The sequence below is a fragment of the Spirillospora sp. NPDC047418 genome (genome assembly GCF_040643275.1).
In the GTDB taxonomy this organism is placed as follows: Bacteria; Actinomycetota; Actinomycetes; order Streptosporangiales; family Streptosporangiaceae; genus Spirillospora.
In genome coordinates this window covers 1-18,127 of record NZ_JBEYTW010000006.1, presented here as the reverse complement: position 1 = coordinate 18,127, position 18,127 = coordinate 1, and the positions used below count along the sequence as shown (strand labels likewise).

19 protein-coding genes are annotated in these 18,127 nt (G+C 71.4%); 9 read left to right on the top strand and 10 right to left on the bottom strand.

Features of this window, described 5'->3' with window-relative positions; genetic code table 11:
* The first annotated feature begins 47 nt into the window (after positions 1-47).
* Positions 48-1,016 (top strand): LysR family transcriptional regulator, encoded by a 969-nt coding sequence (locus ABZ806_RS05305; RefSeq protein WP_500215551.1) that lies wholly within the window; start codon positions 48-50, stop codon positions 1,014-1,016.
* Between the two features lie 40 nt (positions 1,017-1,056).
* Here ABZ806_RS05305 and ABZ806_RS05300 read toward each other — a convergent pair whose 3' ends face one another.
* A complete protein-coding gene (locus ABZ806_RS05300) occupies positions 1,057-1,848 on the bottom strand; it encodes a hypothetical protein (RefSeq protein WP_500215549.1) in 792 nt (263 codons plus the stop codon).
* A gap of 10 nt (positions 1,849-1,858) precedes the next feature.
* The gene (locus tag ABZ806_RS05295) at positions 1,859-2,431 is read right to left on the bottom strand and encodes a papain-like cysteine protease family protein (protein WP_500215547.1); all 573 of its coding nucleotides are present in this window, start codon (positions 2,429-2,431) and stop codon (positions 1,859-1,861) included.
* A gap of 229 nt (positions 2,432-2,660) precedes the next feature.
* Between ABZ806_RS05295 and ABZ806_RS05290 the strand changes: the two genes are divergently transcribed.
* On the top strand, positions 2,661-3,398 hold the full coding sequence (locus ABZ806_RS05290; protein WP_500215545.1) for a nucleotidyl cyclase domain-containing protein: 738 nt from the start codon (positions 2,661-2,663) through the stop codon (positions 3,396-3,398).
* A gap of 68 nt (positions 3,399-3,466) precedes the next feature.
* Entirely contained in the window at positions 3,467-4,717 is a 1,251-nt protein-coding gene (locus ABZ806_RS05285) for an FAD-binding protein (RefSeq protein WP_500215543.1), read from the top strand.
* Here the strand turns inward: ABZ806_RS05285 and ABZ806_RS05280 are convergent.
* Complete coding sequence (locus ABZ806_RS05280; protein WP_500215541.1) at positions 4,714-5,298, bottom strand: TetR/AcrR family transcriptional regulator; 585 nt, start codon at positions 5,296-5,298, stop codon at positions 4,714-4,716. The genes ABZ806_RS05285 and ABZ806_RS05280 overlap by 4 nt on opposite strands.
* Before the next feature lie 124 nt (positions 5,299-5,422).
* On the opposite strand from ABZ806_RS05280, the gene ABZ806_RS05275 reads away from it, so the two are divergent.
* Positions 5,423-6,586, top strand: coding sequence for an epoxide hydrolase family protein (locus ABZ806_RS05275; RefSeq protein WP_500215539.1), 1,164 nt, complete (start codon positions 5,423-5,425; stop codon positions 6,584-6,586).
* A 42-nt stretch (positions 6,587-6,628) separates the two neighbouring features.
* Here the strand turns inward: ABZ806_RS05275 and ABZ806_RS05270 are convergent, their stop codons facing one another.
* Genes ABZ806_RS05270 through ABZ806_RS05260 form a run of 3 tightly spaced genes read right to left on the bottom strand, consistent with a single transcriptional unit; the run spans position 6,629 to position 10,163 of the window.
* Positions 6,629-8,422 carry a choline/carnitine O-acyltransferase gene (locus ABZ806_RS05270; RefSeq protein WP_500215537.1) on the bottom strand — a complete coding sequence of 598 codons (1,794 nt, stop codon included), beginning with the start codon at positions 8,420-8,422 and terminating at the stop codon, positions 6,629-6,631.
* A 57-nt stretch (positions 8,423-8,479) separates the two neighbouring features.
* Positions 8,480-9,289, bottom strand: coding sequence for a class I SAM-dependent methyltransferase (locus tag ABZ806_RS05265; RefSeq protein ID WP_500215535.1), 810 nt, complete (start codon positions 9,287-9,289; stop codon positions 8,480-8,482).
* Between the two features lie 10 nt (positions 9,290-9,299).
* Entirely contained in the window at positions 9,300-10,163 is an 864-nt protein-coding gene (locus ABZ806_RS05260) for a HalD/BesD family halogenase (RefSeq protein ID WP_500215533.1), read from the bottom strand.
* Between the two features lie 265 nt (positions 10,164-10,428).
* Here ABZ806_RS05260 and ABZ806_RS05255 point away from each other — a divergent pair, with 265 nt between their 5' ends.
* Both ABZ806_RS05255 and ABZ806_RS05250 read left to right on the top strand, forming a co-directional pair.
* On the top strand, positions 10,429-10,917 hold the full coding sequence (locus ABZ806_RS05255) for an MSMEG_6728 family protein (RefSeq protein ID WP_500215532.1): 489 nt from the start codon (positions 10,429-10,431) through the stop codon (positions 10,915-10,917).
* The gene (locus ABZ806_RS05250) at positions 10,907-12,184 is read left to right on the top strand and encodes a PP2C family protein-serine/threonine phosphatase (RefSeq protein ID WP_500215530.1); all 1,278 of its coding nucleotides are present in this window, start codon (positions 10,907-10,909) and stop codon (positions 12,182-12,184) included. Before ABZ806_RS05255 ends, ABZ806_RS05250 begins: the two co-directional genes overlap by 11 nt.
* A gap of 100 nt (positions 12,185-12,284) precedes the next feature.
* Here ABZ806_RS05250 and ABZ806_RS05245 read toward each other — a convergent pair whose 3' ends face one another.
* From ABZ806_RS05245 to ABZ806_RS05230, 4 genes are all read right to left on the bottom strand, one after another.
* Complete coding sequence (locus ABZ806_RS05245) at positions 12,285-13,256, bottom strand: alpha/beta hydrolase (RefSeq protein ID WP_500215529.1); 972 nt, start codon at positions 13,254-13,256, stop codon at positions 12,285-12,287.
* 215 nt (positions 13,257-13,471) lie between these two features.
* Positions 13,472-14,812 (bottom strand): hypothetical protein, encoded by a 1,341-nt coding sequence (locus ABZ806_RS05240; protein ID WP_500215527.1) that lies wholly within the window; start codon positions 14,810-14,812, stop codon positions 13,472-13,474.
* Positions 14,812-15,057, bottom strand: coding sequence for a hypothetical protein (locus ABZ806_RS05235; protein ID WP_500215525.1), 246 nt, complete (start codon positions 15,055-15,057; stop codon positions 14,812-14,814). Before ABZ806_RS05235 ends, ABZ806_RS05240 begins: the two co-directional genes overlap by 1 nt.
* A gap of 99 nt (positions 15,058-15,156) precedes the next feature.
* Positions 15,157-15,447 (bottom strand): hypothetical protein, encoded by a 291-nt coding sequence (locus tag ABZ806_RS05230; RefSeq protein ID WP_500215523.1) that lies wholly within the window; start codon positions 15,445-15,447, stop codon positions 15,157-15,159.
* Positions 15,448-15,673: 226 nt separating this feature from the next.
* Here ABZ806_RS05230 and ABZ806_RS05225 point away from each other — a divergent pair, with 226 nt between their 5' ends.
* The 3 genes from ABZ806_RS05225 to ABZ806_RS05215 form a co-directional block, all read left to right on the top strand.
* On the top strand, positions 15,674-16,210 hold the full coding sequence (locus tag ABZ806_RS05225; protein WP_500215521.1) for a ferritin-like domain-containing protein: 537 nt from the start codon (positions 15,674-15,676) through the stop codon (positions 16,208-16,210).
* Positions 16,211-16,256: 46 nt separating this feature from the next.
* Complete coding sequence (locus ABZ806_RS05220; RefSeq protein ID WP_500215520.1) at positions 16,257-17,225, top strand: TIGR03557 family F420-dependent LLM class oxidoreductase; 969 nt, start codon at positions 16,257-16,259, stop codon at positions 17,223-17,225.
* A gap of 364 nt (positions 17,226-17,589) precedes the next feature.
* The coding region (locus ABZ806_RS05215) for a PraA/PraB family alkane oxidation protein activator (protein ID WP_500215518.1) at positions 17,590-18,127 on the top strand (538 nt) is incomplete at its 3' end.

The following is an 18,127-nucleotide window of genomic DNA, read 5'->3' as shown; positions in this document are numbered from 1 at the left end:
GCCGCTGAGAACGGACCGGACGGGGCACGCACAGGTCAGGAGCGCCCGTGGACCTCGGCCCCCACCACCTCCGGATGATCGAGGCGATCGCGGCCACCGGCAGCATCAGCAAGGCCGCCGCGCGGCTCGGCCTCACCCAGCCCGCCGTCAGCACGATGCTCCGCCGCGTCGAGGGCCACCTCGGCGTGCAGCTGTTCGTCCGCTCCCCGGAGGGCGTCACGCCGACGCCCGTCGGCGCCGAGGTCGCGACCCGCGCCCGCGCCGCGCTCGCCGGGATCGACGACCTGAACGCCGCCCTCGCGCACCGGCACCGCGCGGCGATGCCGCTGCTGCGGATCGGGATCCAGGCGTGCCCGGCGCTGACCCGGCTCGGCGACCACCTCGGCGAGCTGAGCCCGCAGGCGCGGCTGCACCTGCGGGTCGACCCGGGCGGCGGCCGCATCCCCGCGCTGCTCGCGTCCGGCGCGCTCGACATCGGCCTGTTCCAGGAGCCGGTCGGCCATGATCCGCGCCCGCGCGACGGGCTGCGGCGGCTCGTCCTCGTGGCGTGCGAACCGGCACTGGTCGGCATGGCGTCGGCCAGCCCCCTCGCCGCCGGAGCCACCGTCGACCTCGGCGATCTCGCCGACCAGGACTGGCTGGACGACCCGCTCGACGACGGCCCGTGGCCCGCCTACTTCCGCGGCGTGTGCGCCGGGGCCGGGTTCCGGCCGCGGGTGCGGTTCTGGTCGACCGACTGGCAGATCTCCTCGTCGCTCGTCCGGTCCGGCCGCGCCGTCGGCATCTACCAGCCGACCGCCGGCCCCCGCGACGGGATCGCGTTCCGCCGCATCACCGGGGACCCGCTCGGGCAGCGCGTCGTGCTCGTGTGGCGCCCCGAGGCGGAACGGGCGGCGGGGCGGCTGCGCGGCCTCTTCACCGACGTCTACCTCGACCTCGTCCGGGCCCAGCGCGTGTACGGCGAATGGTGGGACGAGCATCCCGAGGCGCACCCGGAACTGCCCGCCGCCGGCTGAGCGCGGGTCCCGGGAACCCCCGGAACCCGCGCACGGGCCGCTAGTAGCCGCCCTTGCGGCGCCTGGCCGCGGCGATCCCCGCGGCCGTCACCGCCCCGCCCGCGCCGAGCGCCAGCAGAGCGGGTGCCGGGCCCCGATCCGGCGCCGGCTCGCCGATGCCGGTCGCGGGCGAGTAGCCGCCGAGCTTCCCGGACCGCTGGTACTCCGTCCCCGGGAGCTTGTCGGCATACCGGGCGTGGACGAGCCGCTGGTACGCCGCCACCGTCACGCCGCTCTCGCCGACCGACGTCCTGGCCGTGTCGTTGAGGGCGGTGACCCGGCCGTCCTTCAGCCGGTACCAGGCGTGGATCTGCGGCTCGGTGAACACCGTGCCGCCGTCCGCCCGCGCCGGGTAGGCCGCCTCGTCCGAACCGGAGATGATGTTCATGATCTTCCAGCTTCCGCCGGACCCGGTCAGCCACATCGTCGCGTGCTGCCCGCTCGCCGACGCCGCGCCGACCGCCATGTAGGCGAACGTTGCGACGGGGACGCTCCCACCCTTCACGAACGCCGGGTTCAGCGAGTACACCCGCCGGACCGGCGTCTCCAGCCGGGGCGCCTTGGCCCGCACCGCGGCCTTCGGGACGGACGGGCTGGTCAGCTGCCCCTTCTGGTGCTGGTCGAGGTGGACGAAGAACTCCCCGAGCCGCTGCTGGGCCGCAGCGGACCGGGCGGCCTCCGCGGCGCCGCCGCCAGCGGGCCCTGCGGCGCCGCCGCCGGAGGGCCCGGCGGCCATCGCCGCGTTCCCGCCCATCAGCACCGTCCCGCCGAGCACCGCCCCTGCGATGATCATCGTGCGCATCTCAACCCCCGATCCGGGACAGGGCCTGCCCCCAGCGGAACTGGTAGTTGCTGACGTAGCTGCTGTACGCCATCTCCCCGTACCGGGGACTGGACGGCCACGGGTCGCCGTAGGACACCGTCTGGCCCGAGTAGCCGTAGATGACCTGGGCGTGGCCGCCGCCGGCCGTCCAGTAGATGCCGGTCAGGATGGGCCGCTGCCCGTTGATCTCGCCCTGCACCGACGCGAACGACAGCGGGCCGGACACCTGGCCCGGGGACAGCCCGAGCGCCTGGAACGCCCGCTGGTCGTACTCCAGATAGCCGGCCTGGTTCGGGCAGTAGCTGCCGCGCGGGTAGCCGCGCCCGAGGTTGCAGAAGTCGTTCTGGCTGACGTTGCCCTTGCCGAAGAACGTGGCGATCGTCAGGCCGCTGGCGACCCAGCACCACTGGTTCTGCTGCTGCACCTGCTGCGTGATCGGCAGGTCCTGCGCCGAGGCGACCCCGGTCGTCGCCGCGAGGGTGGCCGCGGCCACTCCCGCGACTCCGGCCGCGAGCCGCCGGCGTGCCCGGGCGGGTCGGGTACGCGTTCTCATGTCTCCGCCGTTCTCCCGGCGCCGTGCGATGCCCCCCGCGCGACTCCCGTTGCCGGTGCCGGGGGGATTCCGGCCGGAGATCCCCGCGCGAGGGGTCCAAGGAACGCCACAAAAGTCGCACTGCCGGCCGAACCCCGGGAAATGCCAGCAGGCCATAACACGCCGGCATGCCCGGCCCTTTGTGCCCGGTGACATGGACAACCCGCCGCCCGGGGCGTTCACTCGTACCGTGGACGCCCCCCTCGACCGCACGCCCGCCGGCGCGCTGACCCGCTGGTCGGGCCTGAACTGCTCCGTCCTGTTCTGCGACATCGCCGGGTTCGGGGACCCGGCCCGCGACGACGAGGACCGCCAGGTCGTCCGCGACGTCGTCTACAACGTGCTGCTGTCGGCCCTGGAGGCCTCGGACGTCCCGCCCGCCGACATCTACCGCGAGGACCGCGGCGACGGCGCCCTGGTGATCGTCTCGCCCGCCGTCCCGACGGCGTCCCTGATCGACCCGCTCGCCGGGCACCTGGCCGTCGCCCTGCGCCGGCACAACCACCGCGCGAGCGCCGCCGTCCGCGTCCAGCTCCGCGTCGCCCTGCACGTCGGCCCGGTCACCCGCGACGCCGAGGGCCTGAACGGCCAGGCCATCATCCAGACGGCCCGCATCCTGGAGGCCCCCGTCCTCAAGGCCGCCCTCGCCGACAGGGGCGCCGACCTGGGCTTCATCGTCTCGCCGTTCGTCTACGACGCCTACGTGGCCCACCTGCACGGCCCGCTGGACCCGGCCGCCTTCGAACGCGTGACCCTCAAGGTCAAGGAGATGACCACCGAGGCCTGGATGTACCTGGCCGGCACCGCGACCCCGCCGGCCCGCCCCTCACCCGACCCCGACGGCCCCCAGGGAACCACCGTCTTCAGCGGCGACATCCAGATCCGCGGCGACCTCGTCCTCGGCAACAAGATCACCCACACCGACTGACTCCACCCCGCTCCACCCGGCCCCAGCCGGGCCCGCGTGCGGGGTCGGCGGGCGAGTACGGTGCCAACGTGGATCAGCGTGTGCGTTTGAGCAACTGGGCCGGGAACGTGACCTTCGGGGCCGTCCGGACGCATCGGCCGGAGTCGGTGGACGAGTTGCGGCGCGTCGTGGCGGGGAGCCGGCGGGTGCGGGCGCTCGGTAGCGGGCATTCGTTCAGCCTCGTCGCCGACACCGGCGGCGATCTCGTCCGGCTCGACGGGCTGCCGCCGCTGGTGGAGGTCGACGCGGCGCGGCGGGCGGCGACCGTCGCGGGCGGGATGCGGTACGCGGACGTCGCCGCGGAGCTGTACCGGAGCGGGCTCGCGCTGCCGAACATGGCGTCGCTGCCGCACATCTCGGTCGCCGGGTCGTGCGCGACCGGCACCCACGGATCCGGGGACGGGCTGCGGTGCCTGTCCGCGTCCGTCGCCGCGCTGGAACTCGTCGGCCCGGACGGCGACCTGGTCGAACTCCGGCGGGACGCCGACGCCGACTTCCCGGGGGCGGTCGTCGCGCTCGGTGCGCTGGGCGTCGTCACCCGGCTGACGCTGGACGTGGAGCCCGCGTTCGAGGTGGCGCAGAGCGTCCGGGTCGGTGTCGCGCTCGACGATGTCGTGGCCCGGTTCGACGAGGTCTTCGGTGCCGCCTACAGCGTCAGCGTGTTCACCGACTGGCGCGGCGAGGCGTCCGTGTGGCTCAAGTGCCGCGGCGGCGGGCCCGAGCCGGTGTGGGGCGGCGGGCGCGCCGCGCCCGGCCCGGTGCATCCCGTGCCCGGCATGGACCCGGCCGCCTGCACCGTCCAGCTCGGGACGCCCGGCCCGTGGCACGAGCGCCTTCCGCATTTCCGGCCGGAGCTGACCCCGAGCGCCGGGGAGGAGCTCCAGTCCGAGTGGTTCCTGCCCCGGGCGGCGGCGGCCGAGGCCATCGCGGAGGTCCGGCGGCTGGCCGAGCTGGTCGCGCCCGTCCTGCACATCTCCGAGATCCGGACCGTCCGCGGCGACGATCTCTGGCTGAGCCCGGCGCACGGGCGCGACTCGGTGACCCTCCACTTCACCTGGCGCGACGACCCCGCCGGGGTGCTGCCCGTGGTGGGCCGGCTGGAGGAGCGGCTCCTCCCGCTGGGCGCCCGGCCGCACTGGGGCAAGGTCAGCGCCGCGCCCGCCGCGGAGGTCATTTCCGGCTACGAGCGCGCACCCGACTTCGCCCGGCTGGCCCGCGAACTGGATCCCACCGGCAAGTTCGGCAACTCCTTCGTGGACGCGCTCTTCCCACCCGCTTAGCCGCCCGGCCGCGTGACCTGGTCGTCGACGAGAGCGATTGCGCGCGTCTCGGGAACTCCCAGCATCAGCAGGCTCGTGATCGCCGCCGCTCGGGCGCCGAGGGGACCGTTCGACAGGTCGCTGTCCGCGATGGCGAACACGGCGCCGTAGGCGACCTGGCTCAGAATGCCCGCCGGCAGGTGCTGTGCGAACACGTCGGTGTCCTGGCCCCGTTTCACGAGGTCGGCGAGGAGTTCGTCGAGTGGCCCGAGCAGGCCGTGGATCGCCTCGCCGTACTCGCCGCGGCGCAGTGCCAGCAGCACTCGGTACCGGTGCGCCACCGGCCAGAGGCGGGCAACGAATTCGGCCCACGTCGCGTCCGCTTCCGCGCCGGAGGCGTTGACTTCGGTGAGCACGGCCGTCATCTCCGTGACGGCCCGTTCCGTGAGTGTCCGGACCAGGTCGAGGCGCGAGGGGAAATGGCCATAGACGGTGCGGCGGACGACGCCGGCAGCGGTCCCGATGTCGCCCATTCCGGCGTCGGGGTTCTCTCCCAGCACGTCGAGGGCGACGTCGAGGATGCGGTCGCGTGTCTCGGTCATCGAGCGCACGCGGGAGGACTCGGTGGGCACGACACCATCGTTGCACACCGGTGTGAAGCGAAGTACACTGCACACCAGTGTGCAATGGACAGTTGCGCTGTGCCTCACAGCCGAGGAGAAGGCAATGACCGCACCGACGCCACCCACCTCGTCCCTCGTCCGCCCGTTCACCGTCTCGATTCCGGATTCGGAGATCGACGACGCCAAGCAGCGACTGGCCAGAACTCGATGGCCGGATCCGGAAACGGTGGGCGACTGGTCGCAAGGGGTTCGGGTGGAGAACGCCAGATCTCTGGTCGACTACTGGGAGCGCGGCTACGACTGGCGGCGCCTCGAGTCCGAACTCAATCACTTCCCCCAATTCCTGACCGAGATCGACGGGCTGGACATCCACTTCGTCCACGTCAGGTCCAAGAATCCCAACGCGATGCCGCTGATACTCACGCATGGATGGCCGGGCTCGATCGTCGAGTTCCTGAAGCTGATCGGCCCGCTGACCGATCCGGTTTCGTTCGGAGGAGACGCCGCCGATTCATTCGACGTCGTCATCCCGTCGCTCCCCGGGTTCGGGTTCTCCCAGAAGCCCACGGAGACCGGGTGGACGGTATCGCGCGTCGCAAGCGCGTGGGTGGAGCTGATGAAGCGTCTCGGCTACACGAGATGGGCCGCGCAAGGCGGCGATTGGGGTGCCGTCGTCACCACCGCCCTCGGAGCCATGCGACCTGAGGGGCTTCTCGGAATTCATCTGAACAGCCAGTACGCCTTTCCCGCACAGATACCCGACACCTTGTCGCCCGAAGAGCGCTACGCCGTGGAGAGCCTCGCCCTCTACACCGGCGATCTCGGTGGGTCGAACCACCTTCAGCGCACGAAGCCGCAGACCGCCGGATTCGCCCTGGCGGACTCTCCCGCCGGTCAGGCAGCCTGGATCTACGAGAAGTTCCAGTCCAAGACCGACAACCACGGGCTCGCCGAAGACGCCATCGGCATCGACGACATGCTCGACGTGATATCCCTCTACTGGTTCACCAACAGCGCGGCGTCGTCCGCCCGCATCTACTGGGAGAACAAATCGGCTACTCTCGCCGGCCCGAAGCTGACGCTTCCGGTCGCGGTGACCGTCTTCCCGAGGGACATCCCACGCCTGCCGCGAAGCTGGATCGAGGACACCTACAGCAATCTGATCCACTACGGCGAGGCCGACAAGGGCGGGCACTTCGCCGCCTTGGAACAGCCCGAGATCCTGGTCAGCGAAATCCGCACCGGCCTGCGCGCCCTTCGTTCCTGACACCAACGCCGGCGGCGAGCGCCTCTCCTGACCGGGGTCCGGTCAGGAGAGGAGGTCGCGCAGTTCCCGGACGGCCTCGCGGAGCCGGTTCGCGAACGTGTACATGGCGTCCGCGACCGGCTGCGGGGTGCTCAGGTAGACGTTGAAGCGGTCCGGGAGCAGGACGTAGGCGACGCCGATGCACTGCTCGCTCGTGGAGCCGAACCCGAAGTACCGGATACTGGCGGACGGCGCCGAGCTGGTGCTGAGGTAGTCGTCCCGCATCTTGAGCCAGCCGGGCGTCTCGAAGAGGGTCGGCGGCCCGGTGACGCCGAGTTCGGCGCCGCGTCGCTCGGCGATCAGCTGCAGCTCCCACAGGTGCTGCTCGGGGGCCTGTCCGGCCTGGCACTCCTTGGCCCGCCGGACGTGCGCCTCGGCGGCGGCGCGGAAGGCGTTCCGGCGGGCCTCGGGGCCGGCCACCGGGTCGTCCATCACCTCGGCGAAGCGGAGCACCTCCGGCGTGATGACGCGCATCGCCTCGGTGCGCCCGTGCCGGTACTGGCGGGTGGCGATCGACTCGTAGGTGGTGCCGGTGAGGCCCTTCGCGCGCCGGTGAGCGAGCTGGTAGGCCATCTGGACGAACGCGTCCGGGGACGTCTTCAGCCGCTTGGCCTCGGCGGCGCCGAAGTCGTCGAACGAGACGGTCGTCGTGGCGGTCGCGGCGGCGTACCCGGCGAAGGAGGCCGCGGCGTCGTCGATGTCGCGCCGCATGGCGTCGTCCAGCACGAACTCGATCGGCTCGATGACGGGCAGGCCCTGCGACACGGCGCCCGACCGCCGGGACAGCTCCCCGGGCGACGCGCCGAGCAGCGCGTCCACGAAGCTGAGGATCGTGGTGCCGTCCAGGCCGCAGTGCTCGACGTTGATGCCGGCGGTGCCGTCGCCGAACACGATGAACGACACGGCCTTGTCGAACCAGCGGTTGCCGCTGTCGCCGTGCAGCAGGTGGTCGCAGGCGTCCAGGGTGCCGGCCGGGGTGAAGTCCTCCAGGCAGACGCAGAACAGCGCGGTCTCGATGGCGTCGAGGGCGTGGCCGTTGCCGAGCGCCAGCAGCGCGTCGCGGCTCGCCGCCCACTCGGCGCGCGCCTTGGTGGTGAGGTGCCCGGTGGACGGCTCCGCCGCGGCCTCCGCCTTCATGATCGTGCCGAGGCCGGCCCGCAGCTCCTCCAGGCTGTGCGGGCGCCCCTCCGGGCCCAGCACGTCCATCCGGATCATGTTGCCGCGGAAGAACACCACGATGTGCCGGGCCTCGGACGGGCCCGGCCACGCGTCGGTGTAGGGCGCCCGGACGGTGTCCTGCCGGGTGCCGGGGATGCGCGTCGTGGAGAACAGGAACCGGTTCTGCACCATCGACAGCGGGCGGCCGCGCTGCATCGCGGGCGGGACGCGCTCCTCGTCCAGCCGCAGCTTGTAGTCCAGCGCCCCGGCGATGAGCCCGGCGGCGCGCTCCACCTGCCCCTCGGGCGACTCCTTGAACAGGAAGAAGAAGTTCGCGTTCAGCGCGATCCGGTCGCGGCGGCCGAGGTAGCGGTACGGCCAGAACGTGTCGAGCCAGCTGTGCACGCCCTCGGCCGCGTCGTAGCGTTCGAGCGCCGCGTGCAGCCGGCGGCCGGGGCCGTCCGGGCGGACGAACGCGGCGAGCGCCGACTCCGTCCGGGCCCGCTCGTCGTCGGTCAGCAGCGGCCCGCACCATTCCATGAACCGCTCGCAGGTCGCGTCGAGCGTGGGCAGCGGCACGCGCGGCAGGCCCGCCTCGTTGCCGAAGGTGCGGGACGAGAGTTCTTCGCTGGCGTTCACTTCGTTCCTCGTGTCGTCGATGCGTTGACCGCTAGCCGATGCGTTGACGCCGGCGCGTCAGCCGCGCGGGCGGGAGATGTAGAGCTGCGCGTAGTACCAGCCGCCGGCCTCCAGGCCGGACGGGTCGACTCCGATGTCCAGGAGGCTGTCCAGGACGGACGCCTGCTCCTCGTTCGTCGCGAACCGCCGCTGCCGGAACAGGCCGTCGCGGCGGACGGTCTCGTAGCCGGCGGCGGCGAGGACCTCGCCGATGGGGTCGAACGGGAACATGCGCAGGATGAAATGCGCCATCCACGGCAGGCGCCCCTCCTGCGAGCCGATGATCCGGGAAATGGTGCGTTCGGTGACGTAGCCGAGGCAGCCGGTGGAGATGACCAGGTCCGCCGCCGCGAGCTGCGCGCGCTGCTCCCCGGTCGGTTCACGGTTCTCCAGGTCGGCGTGGACGGCGCCGTCGAGGAATCCGGCGTCGAGCGCATAGGAAAGGGCGCTTTCCGACGCGTCCAGGCCGAGGAAGCGGACGCCGTTCGCGGGTTCCCCGGAATCGGTCAGCTCCCGGTCGCGGGCGAGCAGCGTGTCGCGCGTCTGCCGGTCGGCGTGCCGCCCGCTGTAGCGGTCGTACAGTTCGGCCATCGTCGCGCCGTGCTTCACCAGGGCCGCGTTGATGCCGTACGAGCAGCCGATGTCCAGCACGGTCGGGACCGGGACGCCGCGCGTTTCCCGGTATTCGGCGATGAGCCGCTGGAAGTGCGGTTTCGCCAGTTCCGGGATGTTGTAGTCGAGGCCGCGGAGGGTGCCGAAGTAGGCGCGGGGGTCGGGCCGCGTGTAGATGTGGTCGAGCGAGATCTTGCCTGTCGTGTCGACGCGCAACAACGGCCTCCTAGTCGAGCAGCTGGTCCACCCGGACGGCGCGCCCCTCCGCCGCCAGGTGCTCGGGCAGGACGCGGCCGAAGAGCTGCCTCGTGCGCGCGACGCTGCCGATGACCCCCGGGCGCTCGCTGTAGGCGAAGATCGCCGTGTGCCGCGCCGTGTCCCCCCGGACCGCGGCGACCCTGTGCAGCGAGTACCGCCCCTGGAACAGCTGCAGGTCGCCGGGCCGCAGCGCGAGCCGCCGGACGAGGCGCTCGCCGCGGCCGGTCAGCACGTCCCGGACGTCGCCGAAGTTCTCCCGCTCCGCCGTCCTGATGTTCGGGCAGTACTCGAAGACGCCGCCGTCGTCCGGCTCCTGCGTGAGCAGGCTGACGGTGAACTCGTTGGTGTCGAAATGCCAGGGATGCTCCATCCCGGGCTTGACGACGTTGAGGACCAGGCCCGACAGCGGGTCGTCCAGCTCGTGCACGCGCGGCAGCCCGAAGCAGCTGGCCACGAACCGCTGGAACAGCCCGCTCGAATAGAGCCGCTGGACGATGGAGCCGGCCGGGATGCGGTCGCGGGCGACGAACGCGTTGCCCCGCTCGACGGTGATCCGCCCCGGATGGCCGTCCGGCAATGGCGTATCGACATCGATGTTGTAGGCGTTGACCGTTTCGACGTCATAATGGGCGGACGGCGCGATCTTGGAACATTCCGCACGCAGCGTCTCCCGCAATGCGGGACGAATGAAGTCGGGCAGCACGCAGCACCCCGATTTCGCCAGCTCGTCCCGTGTCCGGGAGACCATGGCGTTCCAGGCGGCACCGCCCGGCTCGGCCAGCGGATGGCGTTCCGTGTCGGCCACCTGTGCGAGAGCCTCCGCCGCGCCCATAGCGTTCCCTCCGCTTCGCCGAACCCCAGACGGGTTTTAGCACAGTCCTTCCGGGAATTCATGGCACGCCTTTCCGGAGCGGTTTGTCAGAAAACGATAAGCCCGGCCCGTGACCTGTGCCTTCGAACGTTCCCGGCCCGGAGCGCGCCGCTCCGCAGGTGTGGTCCATCTCACCCGCCGCGCGCCGGGCCGTCCAGCGGGTAGGGACGGCCGCGTGGGGGCGGCGAGAGGGGGCGGCGAGAGGGGGCGGCGAGAGGGGGCGGCCATGCAGACCTTCCTGCCGTACGCGGACTTCGCCGCGACGGCCCGGGTCCTGGACCGGCGCAGGCTCGGCAAGCAGCGCGTCGAGACGATCCAGGTGCTGCGCGCGCTCACGGTGCCCGGGTACGGCTGGCGGCACCACCCGGCGGCGCTGATGTGGACGGGCTACGAGGAGGCGCTCGTCCGGTACGGCCTGGAGATGTGCGACCGGTGGTGCGGCCTCGGCCACGCCGACACCTGCGCCGGGACGCTGGCGGCCGATCTCGCCGCCGCCCGGGGCGTGCGGAACCCGCGCGGCCAGCGGCGCCTCGCGGCGGCCGGGGAGGTGCCGCCCTGGCTGGGCGACCCGGCGTTCCACCGCAGCCACCGCTCGGCGCTCGTCCGCAAGGACCCCGGTTTCTACCGGCCCCTGTTCCCCGGCGTGCCGGACGACCTGCCCTATGTCTGGCCCGGCTCCGACCGGATGCCTCATGGGGACGGTGATGACGGGTAGGAACCCGCGGGACGGCGCGGACGACGGGCCCCGGGAGGACGGTGCACCGATGCTGAGGGAACTGGTGGCGGAGAGCCACCTGATGTCCATGGAGCAGTTGCCGGGCGCGGCCGCCCGGCACGCCGCCGGCGTCGGCCTGCACGACGTGGTGATCTACGTCGCCGACCTCCAGCAGAACGTACTGCGGCTGCTGACCGGGCGGGGCCCGGACGCCGGCGGCGAGCCCGGCGCCGAGAGCCCGGAGCTGAAGATCGAGGGCACCATCGCGGGCCGCGCCTACCAGACCATGGCGCCGGTGGTCGGGCAGGTGTTCGACGACGGGACCTGCCAGTACTGGCTGCCGATCCTCGACGGCACCGAGCGGCTCGGGACGGTCCGGGTCACCATCGGCCGGGACGACCGGCGGTGCCGGGACGACGCCGAGTACCTGGCCGGGATGATCGCCCTGATCATGGTCAGCAAGGGCCCCTACAGCGACTCGTTCTCCCGGCTGGTGCGGACGCGCGAGATGACCGTGTCGGCGGAGATGCAGTGGCGCCTGCTGCCGCCGCTGACCTTCGCCAACGACCAGGTCGTCATCAGCGCGGCGCTGGAGCCCGCCTACAACCTGGGCGGCGACACCTTCGACTACGCGCTGGCGGGCGACACCGCGCACTTCGGCGTCTTCGACGCCATGGGGCACGACACCGCGGCCGGGCTGACCTCCAGCCTCGCCGTCGCCGCGTTCCGCAACCACCGGCTCCGGGGCACCGACCTCATCGGGGTCGGGCGGGGGATCGAGGAGGTGCTGGCCGAGCAGGACAGCAGCGGACGCTTCGTCACGGCGGTCCTCGCGGAGCTCGACCTGCGGTCCGGTGTGCTCTCCTGGGCGGCCTACGGCCATCCCCCGCCGGTCATCATCCGCAAGGGGCGCTGGGTGACCACGCTCGAATGCCGTCCGGGCACGCCGCTCGGCACCGGCCTCGGCATCGTCCCGAAGGTGTGCACCGAGCAGCTCGAACCGGGCGACCGCATCCTGCTCTACACCGACGGCATCGTGGAGGCCCGCGACCCCGGCAAGCGGGAGTTCGGGCTGCACCGGTTCGTCGACTTCATCATCAAGCGGGAGGCCGACGGGCTGCCGGCCCCCGAGACGCTGCGGCGCCTCATCCACAGCATCCTGGCGCACCACGCGGGACGGCTGGACGACGACGCCACCGTCCTGCTGCTGGAATGGCACGGCTGGTCCGGACGGAAGGCCGCCCTGGACGCGATCCGGCAGACCTGACCCCTCCGGCCGCCGCGCGGTCACCCGGTGCTCGGGTCACCCGGTGCTCGGGTCAGCCGGTGCTCGGGTCAGCCGGTGCTCGGGTCAGCCGGTGCTCGGGTCAGCCGGTGCGGAGGGCGTGCAGGAGCATCGGGTACGCCTGGTGCAGGTCGCGCTGCCAGTACGGCCAGTCGTGCTGCCCGTCGAAGAACCGGGTGGTCACCGGGATGCCGAGGGCGTGCAGCCGGTCCGCGAACGCGTGCGCGTTGTCGTCGGCGGCGGCCTCCACCGGGTCGGTGAACGGCAGCCCGCCGAGCGAGCCCGCCCTGCCGTTGCCGCTGGCCACCCACAGCCGGACGCCGCGCAGCCGCCCGGCGATGTCGGCCGGGTTGTGCGCGCGCCAGATCGCGGCCTGGTCGTCGGGGTCGCCCCAGACGCGCCGCCAGTCGGTGCCGGGGCAGGCCAAGGACGGGCCCCAGCCGGTCGAGTCGTCGCCCGGCTCGTGGCCGTAGAGCGTGTCGACGTACCCGCTGAACGAGGCGGCGGCCCGGAACATGCCGGGGAACCGGGCCGCGTACAGCATGGCCCCGAGACCGCCCATGGAATTGCCCGCGATGACGCGCTTCGTCCCGGCGTGGTAATCGCTTTCGAGGATGCGCCGGAGTTCGGTCATGTGGAACGTCTCCCAGCGCGGGGAGCCGCCGTTCCCGTAGTTCCACCAGTCGGAGTAATTGCCGCAGCGGCCGCCGTTCGGCATGACGACGATGACGCCGCTGCGCGCGGTGAGGTCCGCGACGTCGGTGTCGCGCGTCCAGGCGGTGTAGTCGTCCACGCCGCCGTGCAGCAGCCACAGGGTGGGCCAGGTGCGGTGCGCGTCCTTCGACCAGCCGCGGGGGAGCAGGAGGCGGACCTTCTGGTCGCCGTCCATGGCCGGGGAGTCGATGGTCAGGTCCACGGTGCGGGACGCGACGGACGTCTCGGCGACGACCCGCGCGCCGGTGCCGGCGACCGCGGTGGAGCGATCCACGAAGGGGGACGGGATGAGCAGGACGAAGGCCCCCAGCCATGCGGCGGGGGTGATGCGACGGAGCAATGCGGGGCCTTCCGGGAACACCGGCAGAGGGTCGCGCCGGCCGTGGGGAAAGGGAGTGCCGGATACGGCCTATTTCTCCCCTTATGCTGAGTAGATTCCCGCCGATCGCGCCTCTGAAGCGCAAGGCAAAAATTGTATAAAATGCATTTCCCCGGGGCCGGGTACGCGGACGCCGGATGCCCGGCGCGGGCATCCGGCGTCCGGTCCGGGCGGGGTCAGGCGTCCGGCATCGGCTGCGGCGCGGGGCCCTGGACGTAGCGGACGGCCCACCGCACCAGCGTGCGGCCGAGGCCGTAGAAGATCAGCGCCAGCCCCGCGATCGGCAGCACGAGCAGCAGGATCTGCAGCCCGGAGGTGACCAGTTCCAGCGCTCCCGCCCCCGCCGACGCCTCGGCCGCGAGCCGGCGGATCATCCACCAGTCCTTGGCGATCAGGCCGGGGATCTGGGTGGTGATGAGGCCGATCTGGAACACCAGCATCGGGATGACGGTCAGCACCCACAGGGTGACGAAGATCTGCGGCCGGCGCTTGAGTTCGTTCAGCCGGGCGTCGGCCGGGCGGCGCAGCAGCGTCCGCTTCAGGATCGGCCCGATGTACTTGAACAGGTCGGGGATCCCGACCAGGTCCGACATGATGTAGTACCCGTCGAACCGCAGCGTCGGCAGCAACTGCTGGATCATCTCGAAGTTGACGTACAGCACGGCGACCAGCAGCGGCTCGAAACCGGTCTGCAGGTACACCAGTGTCAGCCCGACCACGAAGATCGAGTTGAAGTACACGCCGGCGAGGTCGGCGCGCAGCCGACCGGCGCGGCCGAGCCGGTAGGACTCGGTGATGTCGGTGTAGAACGCCGGCCACACCAGGTAGAGCCCGCAGCCCATGGCGCCGGGCCGCACGCCCCCGTAGCGGCAGGCCGTGGCGTGCCCGACCTCGTGGAACGCGCACGAGGCGACCCCGAGCGCCATGACCAGCAGGATGCTGACCGGGTTCATGATCGCCAGCGAGATCGCGTCCGACATCGACCGGGAGCTGAGCAGCCAGCCCTCGCTCACCAGGAACACGGCGATCATGGCCGCCATCACCACCGGCCGGAACAGCCATCCGAACAGCCCGCCGACGAACCAGGTGAACGACTCGGGGAACACCGCGATCTTGAACCGCAGCGCCAGCCACGGGTCGGACTTCGCCAGCGGCGCGGGCGTCCCGTCGCTGTAGGTCGTGACCCCGAGCGGCGCGAGCTTGCGGTCGACGAGGTAGACGACCTGCTCGGCGGTAAGCCGGGCCCCGGCCTCCTCGGTGACCGCGTCCGCCACCCGGTCGAGCGCCTCCTGCACGTCGGCGTCCGCGAGGTCGCGGTTCTCGTGCAGCGCCTTCGCCACCGTGAACAACAGCGGCGGCAGCCGGACCAGCTGCCGGTTGGGCAGGTAGACGAGCTGGGGCGTCTCCCGGTAGCCGGAGTTCCTGAACTCGCCGACGAGTTCCGCGCCGTCGGTGAGCGCGGGCAGGGTGAGGGCCGGCGGCTCGCCGGCCACGGCCGGCATCGCTGGAGTGCTCATCAGTGCTGAGCGACTGCGGTGGCCGGTACGCAGCTGAGCGTGGAGTAGGCCGGCTGCGCCAGCAGGCCCGTCCCGAGCAGGCCGGTGGTGCCCGGCGAGTAGGTGGCCTGGCAGGCGTACATGACGACCGTGGAGCCGTGGCCGTCGCCGCGCGGCACCGACATGGCGAGCCGCGGCGGCAGGATCTCCGCGTCGAGCCGATCGAGGTCGGCGTAGCTGAGTATCTGAGGGTCTTCGATGCTCATGTGACAGCTTTCGCGTGGACGGAGTAAGGGGGAAGGGCTGGCAGAAGATCGCCAGCCCTTCCCTTGGCGAGCCGGAACCCGCCGTTACATCGAGGCGACTCAGCCGTTGTTGGCGATCGCCGTGCCCGGCAGGCAGCTGTGGGTGCTGGTCGGGTTCTGGGACGCGATGCCCAGCGCCGACAGGAGGCCGGCGTTCTGCTGGTTGTTCACGACCGAGCAGGACTGCTGCGACAGCACGGTGCTGTCGTCGCCGCCGCCGTGGCCGCCGTTGAGGTTGAAGTTGTGGTTGTCGTCGGCGCCGCCCCCGACGAGGAGGGTGGACAGCACGGCGCGCTCCGGCAGGACCTCGCCGGCCATCATGTCCAGCTCGGTGTAGCTGAAGGACTTCATGTGGTTCCTTTTCTTCCTTGTCACGCCCGGATCTCAAGGTGGATACCGGATGTCCCTTCCTCGCTACGGGTATCGCAGCAAGGTAGCTCTACGTATAGCAGATGTGACGCACCGTGGCCAAGTACGGGGGGCCCGGGAGCGATCTCGCGTCGTTTCGCGTGCCCGCGCATGACGGTCCCGTGCTGGGTAGGACGCCACTGTCCACGCATGATCAGGAGGAGAGCGCATGGCCGACAACAGCTTCAGCATCGACGTGGCGGCGATCCGGGAGCGCGCCCGCGCGAAGATGACCGACGGTCCGGTGACCGAGAACTACGGCAGGAGCCCCGAGGAGGTCATCGGCGTCCTCAACGACGTCCTCGCCACCGAGATCGTCTGCTGGATGCGCTACGCGAGGCACGCGATCAGCGCGACCGGCATCGACCGTGCGCAGGTCGCCGCGGAGTTCACCGAGCACGCCGACGAGGAGCGCGACCACGCGATGCGCGCCGCCGAGCGCATCAGCCAGCTCGGCGGCGACCCCGACTTCGACCCGAAGACGATCGCCGAGCGCTCCCACACCACCTACGTGACGTTCGACGACAACGACCTCAAGAGCATGCTCAAGGAGAACCTCGTCGCCGAGCGGATCGTCATCGAGTCCTACCAGGAGATCATCCGCTGGCTCGGCAACGGCGACGTCACCACGCGCCGCATCATGGAGCACATCCTCGCCGAGGAGGAGGAGCACGCCGACGACCTCATGGACCTCCTCGGACAATGACGCCCGCTTGACGATTCGGGGCCGCCTCGCGGGTATGCGAGGCGGCATGGAATTCGGATACTCGCTGCTCTGCGAGCAGACACCGCCCAAGCAGCTCGTCACCGACGGTGTCGAGGCCGAGGAGTCCGGCTTCGACTACCTCACCATCTCCGACCACTACTTCCCGTGGCTGGAGGAGCAGGGCCATTCGGCCTACGCGTGGTCCGTGCTCGGCGCGCTCGCCCACGCGACCCACCGCGTCCCGCTGATGACGCTGGTCACCTGCCCGACCATGCGCTACCACCCCGCCGTCGTGGCGCAGAAGGCCGCGACGACGGGCGTGCTGTCGGACGGCCGGTTCATCCTCGGCCTCGGCGCGGGCGAGAAGCTGAACGAGCACGTCGTCGGGCGGGACTGGCCTCCGGTGGACGTCCGGCACGAGATGTTCGAGGAGGCCGTGGAGATCATCCGGGCCCTGTTCGGCGGCGACTACGTCAACTACCGCGGCCGGCACTACCGGGTGGACTCGGCCAAGCTCTACGACGTGCCGGACCAGCCCGTCCGGATCGGGATGGCCGCGTTCGGCCCGCAGGCCGGGCGGCTGGCGGCCCGGCACGCCGACATGCTGGTCTCCGACCAGCCCATCGGCGCCGTCGCGGACCTCTTCCGCCGCGAGGGCGGCGCGGGCAAGCCCGCCTACGGGCAGATCCCCGTCGCCTTCGGCGACGACTACGAGGAGTGCAAGCGGCGCGCCCACCGCATCTGGAAGTTCTCCGCTCCGGCCTGGAAGGTGATGGCGGAGCTTCCCGGTCCGGTGAACTTCGAGGCGGCGACGAGGACCGTCCGTCCCGAGGACGTCGCCGAGTCCGTGCCGTGCGGCGACAACATCGACGACTACGTCCAGGTCGTCCAGCAGTGGGCCGACGCGGGCTTCACGCACGTGTCGTTCTGCCAGTCCGGTCCGGACCACCAGAAGGACTTCCGCACCTGGGCTGAGGCCGACCTCCTCCCCGTCCTCCGCGAACGCTTCGGCTGACGGCCCGGGGCCGCCGGAGTGGGCCGCCGGACGGATGGTTGCTACATGTAACGAGTTCTCATGGGCGGGGGGATCTTAACGGACGTTCATTACAGCCTGTTGCGGACGCCCTAAGAAAAGGAAAGCAGATGATCTCCTGCCGATCGTTGACCGGCCGGGGAATTTTTCTTATCTTCTGGATAGAACGCGTTCTACTTGGAGTCGGTGCCCGCGTGATGAAGCGAGACGGCGTCCGGCTCCCGGCCCCCCGATTCGGTGCCGCCACGCCCCTTGGCCAGGGCGGGGCGGGCGCAGGAGGCGGTGGGGCACCCACCCCGTAATCAGGGTGCAGGCGCGACGCCCACCGTTCGAAATGAGGACTCCCTTGTCCCGCATCAAGAAGCCGGCCGCGATCGCCTCGATCACGGCCGCGGCCGCCGTCGCCGTCGCCATGACCGCCACCCCCGCGCTGGCCTGGACGGCCGGCGACTTCACGGCCACCCTCAACGGGAACATGACCATCAACGCGGGAATCTCCGCCACCTGCACCAGCTCGACCCTGTCCGGCACGATCGCCTCGGACGGCACGCTGTCCATCACCTCGGCCTCCGTCGGCGGCTGCGGCGTCACCGTCACGCCGCAGAACCTGCCGTGGAGCGGCAAGCTCGACGGCGGCGTCGCGACCATCAACGGGTTCGCGATGAGCGCCATCGGCTGCACCTACGGCGGCAACCTGGCCGGCACCTTCACCGGCTCCGACCTGCCGGTGACCGCCACCTTCGCCGACCAGACCGTCAACAAGACCGATGGCTGGTTCTGCCCCGACCCCGCCACGGTGACCCCAGCTGAAGTCATGGAAACTACTGCGCAGGCTCCGCTGCAGCCCCGGCAAGGCCGGCCACCTGGTCAAAGCCATTGCCGTC

Excerpts from the sequence above, each read along its gene's own strand:
- ABZ806_RS05220 (WP_500215520.1), top strand. The coding sequence starts at position 16,257 with ATGGAATTCGGATACTCGCTGCTCTGCGAGCAGACACCGCCCAAGCAG.
- ABZ806_RS05295 (WP_500215547.1), bottom strand. The coding sequence starts at position 2,431 with ATGAGAACGCGTACCCGACCCGCCCGGGCACGCCGGCGGCTCGCGGCC.
- ABZ806_RS05230 (WP_500215523.1), bottom strand. The coding sequence starts at position 15,447 with ATGAAGTCCTTCAGCTACACCGAGCTGGACATGATGGCCGGCGAGGTC.
- ABZ806_RS05240 (WP_500215527.1), bottom strand. The coding sequence starts at position 14,812 with ATGAGCACTCCAGCGATGCCGGCCGTGGCCGGCGAGCCGCCGGCCCTC.
- ABZ806_RS05250 (WP_500215530.1), top strand. The coding sequence starts at position 10,907 with ATGACGGGTAGGAACCCGCGGGACGGCGCGGACGACGGGCCCCGGGAG.
- ABZ806_RS05235 (WP_500215525.1), bottom strand. The coding sequence starts at position 15,057 with ATGAGCATCGAAGACCCTCAGATACTCAGCTACGCCGACCTCGATCGG.
- ABZ806_RS05300 (WP_500215549.1), bottom strand. The coding sequence starts at position 1,848 with ATGATCATCGCAGGGGCGGTGCTCGGCGGGACGGTGCTGATGGGCGGG.
- ABZ806_RS05255 (WP_500215532.1), top strand. The coding sequence starts at position 10,429 with ATGCAGACCTTCCTGCCGTACGCGGACTTCGCCGCGACGGCCCGGGTC.
- ABZ806_RS05280 (WP_500215541.1), bottom strand. The coding sequence starts at position 5,298 with ATGACCGAGACACGCGACCGCATCCTCGACGTCGCCCTCGACGTGCTG.
- ABZ806_RS05225 (WP_500215521.1), top strand. The coding sequence starts at position 15,674 with ATGGCCGACAACAGCTTCAGCATCGACGTGGCGGCGATCCGGGAGCGC.
- ABZ806_RS05260 (WP_500215533.1), bottom strand. The coding sequence starts at position 10,163 with ATGGGCGCGGCGGAGGCTCTCGCACAGGTGGCCGACACGGAACGCCAT.
- ABZ806_RS05275 (WP_500215539.1), top strand. The coding sequence starts at position 5,423 with ATGACCGCACCGACGCCACCCACCTCGTCCCTCGTCCGCCCGTTCACC.